This window comes from Cumulibacter manganitolerans, from assembly GCF_009602465.1.
Classification (GTDB): Bacteria; Actinomycetota; Actinomycetes; order Mycobacteriales; family Antricoccaceae; genus Cumulibacter; species Cumulibacter manganitolerans.
Genome location: NZ_WBKP01000074.1, coordinates 1 through 14,114 on the forward strand (window position 1 = coordinate 1; position 14,114 = coordinate 14,114).

Below are 14,114 nucleotides of genomic sequence, written 5' to 3' on the forward strand. Positions count from 1 at the left end.
GCCCCGCCCACCGCTGCGAGCTCGACCACGTCATCCCGCACCGGCCCGACGGAACCGGCGGAACCACCGCCGACACCGACCTCACCACCGAATGCAAGCAGCACCACCGCTGGCGCCACCAGCTCGGCCTCGACCTGCGCCTGGAGCGCGACGGCACCCTCGTATGGGGCATCCGCGGACGCGAGTACCGCACTCACGCCACCCAGCTCATCTAGCACCCGCACGGTACGATTGCCGCTGCGTCGTACGGGGTACGGCGCAGGCCGACTTGGCGCAATTGGCAGCGCATCTGTCTTGTAAACAGAGGGTTGCGGGTTCGAGTCCCGCAGTCGGCTCCGTTATGTCTCCGTGAAATTGCGGCTGGTGCGGGAGTCGGCTGCAGGGCATGCTGAGCGTGTGAAGACGCGACCAAATCTGGTCCTCGCCGTCGTGGCGGGCGCAGTCGTGGTTCTTGCTGTCGTCGCGGCCGTGGTGGCTGCCCTGCGCCCGACGCCCCACTTCGACAAGTCGACGCCGGAGGGCACGGCCCAGCTGTTCGTCTCGGCGGTCGTCAACGACGACGACCAAGGGGCGGTCGAGCTTCTCGATCCCACGCTCGGCTGCGGCACTCCGTTGAGGGACGTCTACCGCCCGACGAGCGTGTCGATGAGCGTCGTCGACGTGACTCGCGACGGCGACACCGCCCGCGTGGTCCTCTACGTCACCGAACAGGGTAGCGGCGGGCTCCTCGACTCGTTCTCCCACAACGAGACCTACGACCTGAAGGCCGACAACGGCGGGTGGCTCATCACCGGTCTCCCGTGGCCGGTCTTCTCCTGCAAGTGAGGCGGCGATGATCAGCGGAATCCTGCTCCTGGCCCTGCTGGCCGGCGTCGCGGTCACCCTCGCCTCGGCGGCGCACCGGGGAGCGCATCTGCGGGTCGACGTGCACACGCTGCGCCGGCTCTTCCAGTACGCCGTCCTCTTCGCCCTCGTCGTGATCGTCACGGTCGGTGTCACGGGCCTGGTCACCCGGTTCGTCGGGAAGCCGGCGTTCGGCGAGGACGCCGACGCGCTGCTCGCCCGCAGCCTCGCGTTCGCCCTGGTGGGAGCGCCCCTGGCAGCGCTCCTCGCCTGGTGGTCCCGGCGGCGTCAGCTCGCCGACGGCTCCGAGACGCGGTCCGGCGTCTTCGCCGCCTACCTCACCGTCGCCGCCCTCACTGGAGCGACGGCTGCCGCCTTCAACCTGCAGAGCGTGGGAGGCGCCGCCGCAGACGGCCGCGTGGACGGCGGCGCGGTCGCCGCAGTCCTCGCCTGGGGCGCCGTGTGGCTCGGGCACTGGGCACTGGCCACCCGGATGCTCGACGGAGATCGCGCCGTCCCCCACCTCCTGCTCGGTTCGCTGATCGGACTGATCCTGGGCGCCGGCGGCCTGATCTCGACGTTGGGCAGCTCGCTGGAGATCTTCGTGCACAGCGGCTCAGGATCGGGTCGGCCGACCGCGCCGGGCGCCGGCCTCGGCCTGCTCGTCGGGGGCGCGCTCATCTGGGTGCGCTACTGGGCGACGACAGCAATCCGGCTGCCCCGCAGCAACCTGTGGTTCGGCATCGTGCTGCCGGTCGGCGTCGGCGGCGGTCTGGTGCTCAGCCTCGTCGGGGCGAGCCGCCTGATCTGGACGGTGCTGGTCTGGCTCGTCGGCAAGCCCGCCGAAGGCTCCGCCACGGTGCACTTCGGCGGCATCGGCCGCGACGTAGCCGTGCTCCTGGTGGGCCTGCTGATGTGGTGGTACCACCGCGCCGTCCTGGGCCCGCACCACGAGCGGCGCTCCGAGGTCCAGCGGGTCTACGAATACCTGATGGCCGGTCTCGGCCTCATCGCCGCGGCTGTCGGAGCCGGCACCGCGCTGGTCGGGTTCATCGAGGCGGTGACCCCCGGCGTGGACGTCGGCATGTCGGTCGTGAACACCGTGCTCGCGGCCGTGACACTGCTGATCGTCGGAGCACCCGTGTGGTGGGTCTTCTGGAGCCGCATCCGCCGGGCGGCCGACCTCGACCGCGCCGGCGAAGTCACGTCCCCGACCCGAAGGACCTACCTCATCCTGCTGTTCGGCGTCGCCGGCGTCGCGGCCGTCATCGCCCTCATCGCCGTGGCCTGGACCTTCTTCCAGGACGTCGTGGCGGGCCGCCTCAGCGGGGTGACGATCCGCCAGATGCGCTACGGGCTGGGCACCCTGCTGGGCACGGCGGCCGTCTCCGGCTACCACTGGTCGATCCTGCACCACGACCGCGGGGCCGCGGCCCCGCGACGCGTCCGCGGCCCCCGGTCCGTCGTCCTGGTCGGTCCCGCCGACGCCGCGGTCGAGGACGCCGTCCGGCGGGCCACCGGCGCACGCGTCGAGTCGTGGAGCCCGCTCGACACCTCGACCGGCGCGGGCGCCTGGGACGCCGAAGTCCTCGTCGAGCTGCTTTCCGGGCATCCCGACGAGGACCTGCTCGTGCTGTCCGATGACGGCGTCCCGCGCGTCGTTGCCGTGAGTCGGAGCGGGCGTCCTGCTCCACCCGCCCCGACGCACGGCCACCTCGGCGATGACGCCTCGGTGGTCTAGCTCCGCAGCTGCTGGGCGTGGTCCTGCACAGCGTCCTTGCTGTCCGCCGCCGACTCCTTCACGTTGTCGGCAGCCGACTGGCCTTCCTGCTTCACGTTGCTCACGGCGTCCTGCGCCTCGGACTTCACCTGCTGCACGGCGTCCTGCGCGGGATCCTTGAGCTTCTGGCCGACCTCCTGCGCCTGCGCCTTGACGTCCTCGACGAGCGGCTGCGCCTTCTCCTGGACGGTGGTCGCCGCCTGGCGCTCCGCCCGAGACGCCGGGAACAGCGACCCGACGAGCCAGCCGGCACCCAGCGCGATCATCCCGGCCGCGAGCGGGTTCCCGCGCGTCTGCCGCTTGATCTGGTTCGGCATGTCGCCGGCCGTCTGCTTCGCCTGGTCGACCGCCGATCCGGCCGTCGATGACGCGTCCGACGCGCTGCCCATGATGTTCTCCTTCACCGATCGGACGCGCTCGCGCATCTCTCGCTTCTGCCGCTCGACGACGTTCGACGGGTCGACGGTCTGCCCGAGGGCGTTCACGTTGTTGCTCAGATCGCGCCGGGTCATCTCGATCTCGCGGCGGATCTGGTCGGGGTCTCGGTTCTCAGCCATGGGTCGTCTCATTTCCCTTCAGTGCATCGGGGATCCTGGCGGCGGTCTCGGTGGTCCGTTGCAGGCCGCGGATCTTGGTCATCTCCTTGCGGCCCATGGCCGCCATCACTGCTGCCGCGATCGCCCACAGCACGCCCACGATGAGGGCCGCCCACCCGAAGCTCTCGATCAGGTTGGCGATTCCCCACCACAGCGCGATCGACAGGAACAGCAGCGCCATGTGCGCGGCGACACCGCCTCCGGCGAACAGCCCCGCCCCCTTGCCGGCGCGCGAGGCGGACTGCTTGATCTCCGCCTTCGCCAGCTCGGTCTCCTGCCGGACCAGCGCCGAGAGGTCCTCGGTGATGTTGCCGACGATCCGGCCGATGTCGCTCAGCGGCTGTCCCAGATCGTCCGCCCGGTCGGCGCGATCGATCCGCGACGCGCCGGCGGACAACCCGGTGGGATCCGAGAGCGGAACGCTGTGTGGGTCGCGAGCGGTGGTCATCGAGGACCCCGATCGCCGTACGGGCCCTCCGGGTCGAGCACCGGTTCCACGAGCGGGTCCGGACCGGCCCCCGTCGCGCTCCACTGCCCCGAACCGGGCTGCTGGCTCATCGGGTGCGCCGGCAGGTTCTCGTACTCCGTCGTGCCGGTCGCGTAGCCTGCGGGCCCGGTCTCCACACCGGCCGGGGGCACGTACTCCGTCACCTCGGGGTCGCTGGCCAGCGGCGTGGCGGGCGCGCCCACCCCGTAGCCGGGGATGTACGCCGCGCCCATGTTGTCCGGCTCCAGCGCCGCACCGGCACCGGCACCGCCGCTGCCCGGCTCGTCCGCCGTGAGCCCGCGCGTCAGCCGGCCCGCGAGCAGGCCCGCGCCGGCCGCGATGGCCAGGAAGACGCCCGGCTTGCGCGCGGCGAACCGGCGTACCTCGTTGAGGACGTCACCCGGCTCACGCTGCTCGAGCCACTGCGCGACCTCACCGGCCTTGCTGGCAGCCTGGCCCGCGAACGCGTGCACCGGACCGGACCCGTCGTTGGAGCGCACCATCTTGTGCAGCTCGTCGGCCAGGTTGCGGATCTCTCCCGCGAGGCGCTGCTGCTGACCACTGGCATGACCATCCAGCTCGGTCTTCGCCTGATCCATCAACCGCTTGGCGTGGGTGCCGGCGGTGTCGGCGACGTGCTTGGCCTCCTGCTTGGCGGTCTGCGCCACCTGCTGGCCCTCGTGCTTGGCGTCCTGCGCGACGGAGGCGGCCTCCTGCTTCGTGTGCTCGGCCACCTCCTGGGCCTGACCCTGCGTGGTGCCGCTGGGAGCCGTATCGGTACCGCCCTGTGGCGGATGCTGGAACTGGGAACCCTGTGTCATCTTCACTCCTGGGGTGTCGTCCGCTCCCGGACGTTGCTGGCCCGACGAGCGGTTCTAGCACCCGTACCCAGGTCCGGAAACGGCTAAACAACCCAGGTCATCCCGACGCCGAGGGGAACTGCGGCGGCCGCTTCTCCCGCAGCGCGGTGTAGCCCTCCACGACGTCCGGCCCCATGAACGTGAGCATCTCGTACGCCGCCGACTGGTCGAAGGTCGGTCCCGCGGCGCGCAGCCAGTTGTTCAGCGCCCGCTTCGTCAGCCCGATCGCCGGTTGCGACCCGGTGGCCAGCACGTCGGCGACGCGCAGCGCCTCCGGCAGCACCTCGTCCCGCGGCAGCGCCTTCGCGACCATGCCCATCGCCGCCGCGTCCGCGCCGGTCACCATCTCGCCGGTCATCAGGTAGTACTTCGCGCGCGCGATCCCGGCCAGCAGCGGCCAGATGATGGCCGCGTGGTCACCGGCGGCCACCCCGAGCTTGACGTGCCCGTCACCGATGCGCGCGTCCTCGGCGGCGATCGCCACGTCGGCCAGCAGCGCGGCGACCGTGCCCGCCCCGACGGCTACCCCGTTGATCGCCGAGACGATCGGCTTCGGGCAGTTGATGATGTTGTAGACCAGGTCGCTCATCTCCGCGAGCATGTGCGACACCCGGTCGTAGTCGCCGGCCATCCGCTCGACCATCGCGAGGTCGCCGCCGGCGGAGAAGGCCTTGCCGGCCCCGGTGATCACGGCCACGCGCACCGACGGGTCACGAGCGACGTCCTGCCAGACGGTGGCGAGCTCGGTGTGCATCCCCTCGTCCGCGGCGTTGTACTTCTCGGGCCGGTCGATGGTGATCAGCAGGACGCCGTTGTCGCGGCGGTCGAACGTCAGCTGCTGGTAGTCCTCGAAGCTCATCGGCGCTCCCTCGGTCGGTCCGGTTGTTACTGTCACCGTACGAGCCGCACCTGCCGGCACGGGAAGGACCAGACAGGTGATCGATCCACACAGCCCCAGGTGCACCGGAGCCACCGAGTTCGTCGACTCCGACCACCCGGTGGTCGTCGAGTACGCCGAGCAGGTCTGCGCCGCCGCCGGCGCGACCACCGACCGCGCCAAGGCCGTCGCGCTGTTCAACGCGGTGCGTGACGGCTGGCGCTACGACCCCTACGACGTCTCCTACGATCCCGCCGACTACCGCGCCAGCGCGGTCCTGGCGTCGTCCGCGAACTGGTGCGTCCCGAAGTCGGTGCTGCTGACCGCGCTCTGCCGCGCGGCCGGGATCCCGGCGGCGCTGGGATTCTCCGACGTGAAGAATCACCTGCAGAGCGAGAAGCTGCTAGCGCAGATGGGCACCGACCTGTTCGTCTACCACGGCTACTCGCTGATCTGGCTCGACGGACGCTGGCGCAAGGCGAGCTCGGCGTTCAACAAGGAGCTCTGCGAGCGGTTCGGCACGAAGGTGCTCGAGTTCAACGGCGTGGACGACGCCCTCATGCACCCCTACGACGAATCAGGAAACCGGCACATGCAGTACATCAATCACCGGGGCGACTACGACGACCTGCCCCTCGACGACATCTTCGCGACCTTCGACGAGGTGTACGGCGAGCGGCTGCGCACCGGAGAGGGCGCCCGATGAGCCGGCACGAGGACCACACGTCGCTCGCCGAGAAGCTCTCCGAGATCGCCCGGGCGGCGAAGCTGACGGTCGCGGTCGCCGAGTCGCTCACCAGCGGGCGGATCGCGTCGGCGCTCGGCGCGTCGTCCAGCTCCTCCGAGTGGTTCCTCGGCGGCGTCGTCGCGTACTCGCGGAAGGTCAAGCACGAGGTCCTCGGCGTCCCGCCGGGGCCGGTCGTGTCCGAGGAGGCGGCCCGCGCGATGGCCGAGGGCGTCCGTGACCTGACCGGCGCCGACCTCGGCGCGTCGGCCACCGGCGCCGGCGGTCCCGAGGGCCAGGACGACCAACCGCCCGGCACGGTGTTCATCGCAGTCGCGGACGGCGGGCGGACGCACGTGCGCGAGCTGCACCTCGACGGTGAGCCCGCCGACGTCCTCGGCCGCACGACCACCGCCGTGCTCGAGGCGCTGATCGCCTCGAGCACGACGGAGTAGGCCGCGCTCAGCCCTCCACGTCGGCCGCGGTGACCTCGAGAACCTGCCGCCGCCCGACATCGGCCGGGACGACCACGTGCCGCGAGCGCAGGTACTCGCCGATCGCCTTGCCGATCTGGTCGACGCGGGTGTTCGACGAGCCGCCGGTGCCCAGCAGCCCCCGCAGCACGAAGTGCACCGCCTGGATGCCCTCCATCTCGTGCCGCACGATGTCGAGATCCTTCGCGTCGGGGATCAGCCGCCGCAGCTCGTCGGTCGACAGGGCCGACCGCAGCCACGGCCACACCTCCGGGTCGCGCGACCACACGCCGACGTTGCTGTTGCCGCCCTTGTCGCCGGCCCGCGCGTACACCAGCCGGCCCAGCTCGACGGTGACCGTGTCCCCGTCGTACGACGGCTGGTGCGGCTCGGGATGCACCGGCTGGCCCGCCGGCTCCCGCTCGACCGGCGGCACCTCGATCGCCTCCCGCCGGCCGTCGGCGTGCACGACGACGTGCTCGACGTCCGCCATCGGCAGCAGCGCCGGCCAGTAGTCGATCTGCGGCGACGGCTTCTTGTTGAACGGCGTCAGGGCGTCGTTGAAGAAGCCCGGGATGCTCTGCAGGTACAGCGCGCCGAGCCGCCGCGCGAGGTCGAACTCCTCGAGCTCCTGGCGGGTCTTCGCGACCGCCATGAAGCGGACCGCGACGGTCGCCTCCCACTGGTTCTGCGGGTCCTCCGCCGCCACGCCGAGGGGCGTGACGTCCAGCTGGATCCCGGCCGGCTTGCCGTGCCCGACCTGGGCACGCATCAGCTCCACCTTGCCGGCGACGTCCGGAGACGTCGCGTACACCGTGTTGGTGATCTTGTAGCCCACCGGCGCGAACATCGCGACCTTCGTGGTCTCCGGCGGCGGCGAGCCGACGACGCCGTCGATCTGCACCCGGTCCTTGCCCACCTTGCTCAGCCGCACGTCGTCGAGGTGCACGGTGACGTCGGGGTTCAGGTAGCGCACGCCCTGCAGCTCGTACAGCAGCTGCGCGGTCACCGTGTCGGGGACGACCGCGCCGGCGTCCCGCTCGTGCTTGGTGATCACGGTGGTGCCGTCGGCGGCGATCTCCGCGATCGGGAAGCCGGGCTCGATCATCGACGGGATCGCCCGGAAGCCGGCGAAGTTGCCACCGGTGGCGTGCGCCCCGCACTCGATGATGTGCCCGGCCACGACCGCCCGCGCGAGCCGATCCCAGTCGTCGATCGCCCACGAGTGCCACCACGCCGCGGACCCGCAGATCAGCGACGCGTCGGTCACCCGGCCGCAGATCACGATGTCGGCGCCCTCGGCGAGCGCCCGCGCGATGCCCCACCCGCCGAGGTACGCGTTGGCCGCGACCGGCTCGTGGCCCCACTCCGACAGCGGGCGGCCCGAGTCCAGGTTCTGGAACCGCGCGCCGGCTGCCGTGAGACCGGCGACCTTCTCCAGCACGTTGTCGCCCTCGATGTGCGCGACCGTCAGGTCGTGGCCGTCCTCGGCGCACATCCTGCGCAGCTCGGCCGCGAGCGCCGCGGGATCGAACCCGCCCGCGTTCGTGACGACCCGGATGCCGCGCTCGGCGATGTCCGCCAGGTTCGGGCGGACCTGCTCGACGAAGAACTCGACGTACCCCGGCTGGCCGGCCTTGCGGACCGCCGCCAGCTGGGCGAGCGTGAACTCGGCGAGGTAGTCGCCGATCACCACGTCGACCGGGTCGCCGGTCACCGACTCCGCGAGGCCGGTGAACCGGTCGCCGAGGTAGCCCGAGAAGCTTCCGATCCGGATCGGCCGGTCTGCCGGGGCGCCCACTAGTGCTGCGCCAGCTCGTGCCGGCCGACGACCATGTGGTGCACCTCGTCGGGGCCGTCGGCGAACCGCAGGTGGCGGACGTCGGCGTACAGCTCGGTCAGCGGGAACCAGTGCGAGATGCCGGCGGCGCCGTGGATCTGGATCGCCTGGTCGATGATCTGGCAGGTCTTCTCCGGGACGACGGCCTTGACCATCGAGATCCAGACCCGCGCCTCCTTGTTGCCGAGCACGTCCATCGCCTTGGCGGCCTTGAGCACCATCAGGCGCATCGACTCGATCTCGATCCGGGCCCGCGAGATCTTCTCGAGGTTGCCGCCGAGCTTGGCCAGCGGCTGACCGAACGCGGTGCGGGAGTTGCCGCGCTTGACCATCAGATCCAGGGCGACCTCGGCCTTGCCGATGGTGCGCATGCAGTGGTGGATGCGGCCCGGGCCGAGGCGCAGCTGGGAGATCTCGAAGCCACGGCCCTCGCCGAGCAGCATGTTCGACTCCGGCACGCGGACGTTGGTGAAGCGCATGTGCATGTGGCCCCGCGGCGCGTGGTCGTCGCCGAAGACCTTCATCGGGCCGAGGATCTCCACGCCGGGCGTGTCCATCGGGACCAGGATCTGCGAGTGGTTCTTGCCCTTCGGGCCGTCGTTGTTCGTCTTGACCATCACGATCATGATCTTGCAGCGCGGGTCGCCGGCACCGGAGATGTAGAACTTCTCGCCGTTGATGACCCACTCGCCGTTCTCCAGGACGGCGCCCATCTCGATGTTCTTGGCGTCGGAGGACGCCACCGCCGGCTCGGTCATGACGTACGCCGAGCGGATCTCGCCGTCCAGCAGCGGCTGCAGCCACTGCTGCTTCTGCTCCGGCGTCCCGACCCGCTCCAGGACCTCCATGTTGCCCGTGTCGGGGGCGGCGCAGTTCATCGCCTCGGAGGCCAGCGGGCTCTTGCCCAGCTCGGTCGCGATGTAGGCGTAGTCGAGGTTCGACAGGCCCTCACCGGTGTCGGCGTCCGGCAGGAAGAAGTTCCACAGGCCCTCCTCCTTGGCCTTGTCCTTCGCCTTCTGCAGCGCCTCGAGCTGGCCGGGGGCGAAGGTCCACCGGTCGGTGTGGCCCTCCCCGAGCTTGACGTACTCCTCGTACATCGGATCCACGGTCTCCTTGATGAACCGCTTCACGTGCTCGAGCAGCGGCAACGCCTCCGGCGACATGCGCAAGTCGTTGAGCTCGTCCATGGGATCCATGCTGGGGGTCTGCTGGGTCATTCGGGTCTCCCGCTGTGTTGACATCGATATCACCTTTCAACATAGCTGGCCGTTCCGCGGCGGACCATCGCGCGGGCCGCATAGGCTGGCGCCAGCCGCCCGTGGACCGCGGGCGCGAACGAAAGGGGCCCGATATGACCAGCGATCACAACCACCCGATCGACGACAACGACGGCACCATGACCGACGAGGAGGCGCAGCGGATCGCCGCCGAGCAGACCGCCGCGACCTCCGAGAACGCCGACGAGGCGGGCAAGGACTGGGAGGGGCGCGACGTCGACGCCCCGAAGCCGCTCTAGGCCGGGCGCAGCTGGGCGAGCACGGCGCGCACGATCGCGCTCAGCGGCTGGTCGAACGAGACCACGACGCCGTGCTCCCCAGCCGTCAGCCGCTCGAGCGCGTCGTACTGCGACCGCACCAGGGTGGCCGGCATGAAGTGCCCCCGCCGGGCCGCCACCCGCCGCGCGATGACGTCCTCCGGCCCGTCGAGGTGCACGAACACCGCCTCCGGCACATCCCGCCGGAGGCGGTCACGGTAGGCCACCTTCAGCGCCGAGCAGGCGAGCACGCACCCGGTGCCGGCGTGCTGCGCCAGCCAGCGGCCGCACTCCTCCAGCCACGGCCGGCGGTCCTCGTCGGTCAGCGGGTGGCCGGCCGCCATCTTCAGCACGTTGGCGCGCGGGTGGAAGTCGTCCGCGTCGGCGAAGGGGATGCCGAGCCGCTCGGCGACCTGCCTGCCGACCGTCGTCTTGCCGCACCCGCTCACGCCCATCACCACCACCGTCGGCTGCATAGCCCTCCTTCTTCTACTCTCAGGCTGGCACACAATGAGCGCATGACGTGCGCGCTCGGTCTCTCCCCGGACGGCGAGCCGTGGCTGCATCGCGACGGCGCCACCCGCCCCGCGACCTGGGGCGACATCGCCGCCGTCGAGGCCTCCGACCGGCCTCGTTGGATCATTCCGTCCGTCGCCCGGGTGTATCCCGCGCTGCGCGCCGCCGGCGTGCGCCTCGACCGCTGCCACGACCTCGGGCACGCCGAGACGATCCTCGGCCACTTCGAAGGCCGCCCCGTCGCGGCGCCCCCGGCCGCCGATCCCACGCCGGCCCTCTTCACGGCCGCCGGCGACCGCGCGGAGGATCCCGGCCGGACGGCCCTCGAGCAGTACGCCGCCCAGCAGGACCGGCTGCTCGCGACCGGGCACGCCGACCGGCTCGGTCTGCTCCTCGCCGCCGACAGCGTGGGCGCGCTGCTGGCGGTGGAGATGACCGAGGACGGGATCCCGTGGAGCGCCGACGTGCACGAGCGGCTGCTGGCCGACGCGCTCGGCGACCGGCCACCGTCCGGCGCGCGGCCGCCTCGCCTGCAGCAGCTGGCCGAGCAGATCGCCGCGACGTTCGGCAAGCCGGTGAACCCCGACTCCCCCGCGGAGCTGCTGGGCGCCTTCGCCCGCGAGGGCATCGAGCTGGAGACCACGCGCAAGTGGCAGCTCGCCCGGCTCGAGCACCCCGTGGTCGCGCCGCTCCTGGAGTACAAGGAGCTGTCCCGGCTGCACACCGCGAACGGGTGGTCGTGGCTGCGCGAGTGGGTGCGCGACGGACGATTCCGGCCCGAGTACGTGCCCGCCGGCGTCGTCACCGGCCGGTGGGCGACCCGCGGCGGAGGTGCGCTGCAGATCCCGCGCCGGCTGCGCAGCGCCGTCGTGGCCGACCCCGGCCGGCTGCTGGTCGTCGCGGACGCCGCCCAGCTCGAGCCCCGCATCCTGGCGGCCATGTCGCGCGACCCCGGCATGATGCGGGCCGCCGGCGCCGACGACATGTACGCCGCGCTCGCGGCGGAGGCGTTCGGCGGAGAGCGGGCGCGCGCCAAGGTGGGCCTCCTGGGCGCGATGTACGGCCAGGTCGGCGGTGGTGCCGCCCGCCCGCTGCAGGTGCTGCGGGCCCGGTACCCGCAGGCGCTCCGGCTGCTCGAGAACGCGGCCACCGCCGGGGAGCGCGGCGGCCTGGTCCGCACCCACCTCGGGCGCACCAGCCCGCCACGCAGCGAACGCGACCCGACACCGGCCCAGGAGCGCGCCCGGGGCCGGTTCACCCGCAACTTCGTCGTCCAGGGCACGGCCGCCGAGTGGGCGGAGTCGTTGCTGGGCATCCTGCGCCGCAGCCTCCACGCGGCGTACGGCGAGGGCGGCGCCGCACGGATCGTCTTCTATCAGCACGACGAGGTCATGGTGCACTGCGACGAGCACCTGGCGGACGCCGTCATCGGGCACATCGAGGCCGCCGCGGCCGCCGCGACACGGCTGCTGTTCGGCGACACGGAGGTCGTGTTCGGGCTCGACGCACGCGCCGCGAAGACCTACGCCGAGGCGCACTAGCGCATACCCTCGTGGGGTGAGTCTGGACCTCCTCGGCACCTCCCCCGCCACGCCCGCGACCTTCGGCGGCCTGACCGACGAGCAGCGGCTCAAGGGGCTGCGCAAGATGAAGCTCATCGCCCTCGGGCTGCTCGTCGTGGCCGGCATCATCTTCCTGGCCTGCGTGCTCTGGCAGCGTTCCGGCGCCCCCGAGTGGGTCGGCTACGTCAAGGCGACGGCCGAGGCGTCGATGGTGGGCGCACTCGCCGACTGGTTCGCCGTCACGGCGCTGTTCCGCCACCCGATGGGGATACCGATCCCGCACACCGCCATCATCCCGGCGAAGAAGGACTCCCTCGGTGCCTCGCTCGGCGAGTTCGTGCAGGGCAACTTCCTCACCGGGCCGGTGCTGGCCGAGAAGATCCGGCAGGTCGGCATCTCACAACGCATCGGCGAGTACGTCGCCGATCCGGCCAACGCCCGCAAGCTGGGCAACAACTTCGGCCACGCGATCGAGATCGGCGCCGAGATCATGAACGACGACGATGTCCACGAGGCGTTCGACAACATCGTCGTCAAGCGGGTCCGCGCCACCCCCGCCGCGCCGATCGTCGCCAAGCTCATCGACATCGCGGTGGCCGGAGGCAACCACCAGCACATGATGACCGCCGCGCTGCAGGGGATGTCGCGCTTCATGCACGACAACCGGGCGGTGTTCCGCCTGAAGCTGGCCCAGGAGTCCCCCGACTGGGTGCCCTCGTTCATCGACGACAAGATCTTCGAGCGGTTGTTCAACGGTGTCCAGTCGTTCATCGACGACGTCTCGACCGACGAGAACCACGCCCTGCGCACGCAGTTCGACGCGAAGGTGCGCGAGTACGCGCACACGCTGCGCACCGATCCCGAGGCCGCCGCCAAGGTCGACGCCATCAAGGAGGACGTGCTCAACCATCCGGCCGTCCGCGAATGGTCGCAGAGCGCGTGGACCGCGATCAAGCGCCAGATCATCGACATGGCAGCGGATCCGGAGTCGGACCTCCGCAGGAGCGTGGACGGCACCATCGTCCGCGTGGGTCGGATGCTGCAGGACGACCGCGACCTGCAGCGCAAGGCCGACGCCTGGATCGAGCGCGGCATGCTCTACATCGTCGACCAGTACAAGGACGACATCTCCGACCTCATCTCCGGCACGGTCGCCCGCTGGGACACGCAGGAGACCTCGAAGAAGATCGAGACGCTGGTCGGGCGCGACCTGCAGTTCATCCGGATCAACGGCACCGTCATCGGCGCCCTCGCCGGACTCGTCATCTACACGATCGCGCAGCTGTTCAGCGGCTGACCTCGTCGTCGGTCCGCAGGTCGAGGCCGAGGTCGAGCACCGGGGCGGAGTGGGTCAGCGCGCCGACCGCGAGGTAGTCGACCCCGGTGGCCGCCACCTCGGCGGCGCCGGCCAGCGTCAGGCCGCCGCTGGCCTCGAACCGCGCTCCCGAGCCCGCGGCCCGGCCGAGCTCGACACACTCCCGCAGCTGGCCGGGGGTCATGTTGTCCAGCAGGATAAGCTCGGCGCCGGCCGCCACGGCCTCGCGGGCCTGCTCGACGGTGTCCACCTCGACCTCCACCGGCACGGCCGCCCCGCACCGCTCCCGCACGGCGCGGTAGGCGGCGGTGACCGAACCGGCCGCGGTGACGTGGTTGTCCTTGATCAGGGCGGCGTCCCCGAGCCCCATCCGGTGGTTCACGCCGCCGCCGCAGCGCACCGCGTACTTCTGCAGCTCGCGCAGCCCGGGGACCGTCTTGCGGGTGTCGCGCACCCGCGCCCCGGTGCCGGCCACCGCCCGCTGCCACGCGGCGGTCAGCGTGGCCACGCCGGAGAGCTGGCAGAGCAGGTTCAGCATCGTCCGCTCCGCCGTGAGGATGACCGGCAGCGGTCCGCTGACGCCCAGCACCACCGACCCCGGCACCACCGGATCCCCGTCGGCCAGCCGCGGCTCGACGCGTACTGCGCCCCAAACACCGGCGGCGAGTCGTTCGGCATCATCCTCACCGAGGCGATGGCCGCCGGCG

Annotated in this window: 16 protein-coding genes and 1 tRNA gene; 9 read left to right on the plus strand and 8 right to left on the minus strand. The window is 71.4% G+C overall.

The window, feature by feature from the left end:
- The 4 genes from F8A92_RS18705 to F8A92_RS17025 all read left to right on the plus strand — a co-directional run.
- Positions 1 to 215, plus strand: a 215-nt coding sequence (locus F8A92_RS18705) for a hypothetical protein (protein ID WP_228389534.1), incomplete at its 5' end; no start/stop codon positions are given.
- 47 nt (positions 216 to 262) lie between these two features.
- Positions 263 to 335: transfer RNA gene (locus F8A92_RS17015), tRNA-Thr, on the plus strand.
- 61 nt (positions 336 to 396) lie between these two features.
- Positions 397 to 825, plus strand: a complete 429-nt coding sequence (locus tag F8A92_RS17020) for a hypothetical protein (RefSeq protein ID WP_153506378.1) — start codon at positions 397 to 399, stop codon at positions 823 to 825.
- 7 nt (positions 826 to 832) lie between these two features.
- Positions 833 to 2,584 (plus strand): DUF5671 domain-containing protein, encoded by a 1,752-nt coding sequence (locus F8A92_RS17025; RefSeq protein ID WP_153506379.1) that lies wholly within the window; start codon positions 833 to 835, stop codon positions 2,582 to 2,584.
- Here F8A92_RS17025 and F8A92_RS17030 read toward each other — a convergent pair.
- The 4 genes from F8A92_RS17030 to F8A92_RS17045 all read right to left on the minus strand — a co-directional run bounded on the left by F8A92_RS17030 (position 2,581) and on the right by F8A92_RS17045 (position 5,425).
- Positions 2,581 to 3,180, minus strand: coding sequence for a DUF3618 domain-containing protein (locus tag F8A92_RS17030; RefSeq protein WP_153506380.1), 600 nt, complete (start codon positions 3,178 to 3,180; stop codon positions 2,581 to 2,583). The genes F8A92_RS17025 and F8A92_RS17030 overlap by 4 nt on opposite strands.
- Positions 3,173 to 3,667, minus strand: coding sequence for a phage holin family protein (locus tag F8A92_RS17035; RefSeq protein WP_153506381.1), 495 nt, complete (start codon positions 3,665 to 3,667; stop codon positions 3,173 to 3,175). Before F8A92_RS17035 ends, F8A92_RS17030 begins: the two co-directional genes overlap by 8 nt.
- The gene (locus tag F8A92_RS17040; RefSeq protein WP_153506382.1) at positions 3,664 to 4,527 is read right to left on the minus strand and encodes an ATP synthase subunit B family protein; all 864 of its coding nucleotides are present in this window, start codon (positions 4,525 to 4,527) and stop codon (positions 3,664 to 3,666) included. The genes F8A92_RS17035 and F8A92_RS17040 overlap by 4 nt, the downstream gene beginning before the upstream one ends.
- A gap of 97 nt (positions 4,528 to 4,624) precedes the next feature.
- The gene (locus tag F8A92_RS17045) at positions 4,625 to 5,425 is read right to left on the minus strand and encodes an enoyl-CoA hydratase/isomerase family protein (RefSeq protein ID WP_153506383.1); all 801 of its coding nucleotides are present in this window, start codon (positions 5,423 to 5,425) and stop codon (positions 4,625 to 4,627) included.
- A gap of 76 nt (positions 5,426 to 5,501) precedes the next feature.
- Between F8A92_RS17045 and F8A92_RS17050 the strand changes: the two genes are divergently transcribed.
- Both F8A92_RS17050 and F8A92_RS17055 read left to right on the plus strand, forming a co-directional pair.
- Positions 5,502 to 6,149, plus strand: coding sequence for a transglutaminase-like domain-containing protein (locus tag F8A92_RS17050; protein WP_153506384.1), 648 nt, complete (start codon positions 5,502 to 5,504; stop codon positions 6,147 to 6,149).
- Positions 6,146 to 6,622: a CinA family protein gene (locus F8A92_RS17055; RefSeq protein WP_153506385.1), complete on the plus strand. Its 477-nt coding sequence runs from the start codon at positions 6,146 to 6,148 to the stop codon at positions 6,620 to 6,622. Before F8A92_RS17050 ends, F8A92_RS17055 begins: the two co-directional genes overlap by 4 nt.
- 7 nt (positions 6,623 to 6,629) lie before the next feature.
- Here F8A92_RS17055 and F8A92_RS17060 read toward each other — a convergent pair whose 3' ends face one another.
- Complete coding sequence (locus tag F8A92_RS17060) at positions 6,630 to 8,441, minus strand: acyclic terpene utilization AtuA family protein (protein WP_153506386.1); 1,812 nt, start codon at positions 8,439 to 8,441, stop codon at positions 6,630 to 6,632.
- Positions 8,441 to 9,697 (minus strand): acyl-CoA dehydrogenase family protein, encoded by a 1,257-nt coding sequence (locus F8A92_RS17065; RefSeq protein WP_228389535.1) that lies wholly within the window; start codon positions 9,695 to 9,697, stop codon positions 8,441 to 8,443. The genes F8A92_RS17060 and F8A92_RS17065 overlap by 1 nt, the downstream gene beginning before the upstream one ends.
- A gap of 134 nt (positions 9,698 to 9,831) precedes the next feature.
- On the opposite strand from F8A92_RS17065, the gene F8A92_RS17070 reads away from it, so the two are divergent.
- Positions 9,832 to 9,996, plus strand: coding sequence for a hypothetical protein (locus F8A92_RS17070; RefSeq protein WP_153506387.1), 165 nt, complete (start codon positions 9,832 to 9,834; stop codon positions 9,994 to 9,996).
- Here the strand turns inward: F8A92_RS17070 and F8A92_RS17075 are convergent.
- The gene (locus tag F8A92_RS17075) at positions 9,993 to 10,490 is read right to left on the minus strand and encodes a gluconokinase (protein ID WP_153506388.1); all 498 of its coding nucleotides are present in this window, start codon (positions 10,488 to 10,490) and stop codon (positions 9,993 to 9,995) included. The genes F8A92_RS17070 and F8A92_RS17075 overlap by 4 nt on opposite strands.
- 42 nt (positions 10,491 to 10,532) lie before the next feature.
- Between F8A92_RS17075 and F8A92_RS17080 the strand changes: the two genes are divergently transcribed.
- Together F8A92_RS17080 and F8A92_RS17085 are read left to right on the plus strand one after the other, a co-directional pair.
- Positions 10,533 to 12,071 carry a bifunctional 3'-5' exonuclease/DNA polymerase gene (locus tag F8A92_RS17080; protein WP_153506389.1) on the plus strand — a complete coding sequence of 513 codons (1,539 nt, stop codon included), beginning with the start codon at positions 10,533 to 10,535 and terminating at the stop codon, positions 12,069 to 12,071.
- Positions 12,072 to 12,087: 16 nt separating this feature from the next.
- Positions 12,088 to 13,389 (plus strand): DUF445 domain-containing protein, encoded by a 1,302-nt coding sequence (locus F8A92_RS17085; protein WP_228389536.1) that lies wholly within the window; start codon positions 12,088 to 12,090, stop codon positions 13,387 to 13,389.
- Here F8A92_RS17085 and nadC read toward each other — a convergent pair.
- Positions 13,379 to 14,032, minus strand: a complete 654-nt coding sequence (gene nadC, locus F8A92_RS17090; RefSeq protein WP_228389537.1) for a carboxylating nicotinate-nucleotide diphosphorylase — start codon at positions 14,030 to 14,032, stop codon at positions 13,379 to 13,381. The two genes, F8A92_RS17085 and nadC, sit on opposite strands and share 11 nt — an antisense overlap.
- Positions 14,033 to 14,114 lie beyond the last annotated feature (82 nt).

Bases quoted from the DNA above. Each gene is read 5' to 3' on its own strand.
- F8A92_RS17025 (WP_153506379.1), top strand. From the start codon at position 833: ATGATCAGCGGAATCCTGCTCCTGGCCCTGCTGGCCGGCGTCGCGGTC.
- F8A92_RS17030 (WP_153506380.1), bottom strand. From the start codon at position 3,180: ATGGCTGAGAACCGAGACCCCGACCAGATCCGCCGCGAGATCGAGATG.
- F8A92_RS17035 (WP_153506381.1), bottom strand. From the start codon at position 3,667: ATGACCACCGCTCGCGACCCACACAGCGTTCCGCTCTCGGATCCCACC.
- F8A92_RS17040 (WP_153506382.1), bottom strand. From the start codon at position 4,527: ATGACACAGGGTTCCCAGTTCCAGCATCCGCCACAGGGCGGTACCGAT.
- F8A92_RS17045 (WP_153506383.1), bottom strand. From the start codon at position 5,425: ATGAGCTTCGAGGACTACCAGCAGCTGACGTTCGACCGCCGCGACAAC.
- F8A92_RS17055 (WP_153506385.1), top strand. From the start codon at position 6,146: ATGAGCCGGCACGAGGACCACACGTCGCTCGCCGAGAAGCTCTCCGAG.
- F8A92_RS17065 (WP_228389535.1), bottom strand. From the start codon at position 9,697: ATGACCCAGCAGACCCCCAGCATGGATCCCATGGACGAGCTCAACGAC.
- F8A92_RS17070 (WP_153506387.1), top strand. From the start codon at position 9,832: ATGACCAGCGATCACAACCACCCGATCGACGACAACGACGGCACCATG.
- F8A92_RS17075 (WP_153506388.1), bottom strand. From the start codon at position 10,490: ATGCAGCCGACGGTGGTGGTGATGGGCGTGAGCGGGTGCGGCAAGACG.
- F8A92_RS17080 (WP_153506389.1), top strand. From the start codon at position 10,533: ATGACGTGCGCGCTCGGTCTCTCCCCGGACGGCGAGCCGTGGCTGCAT.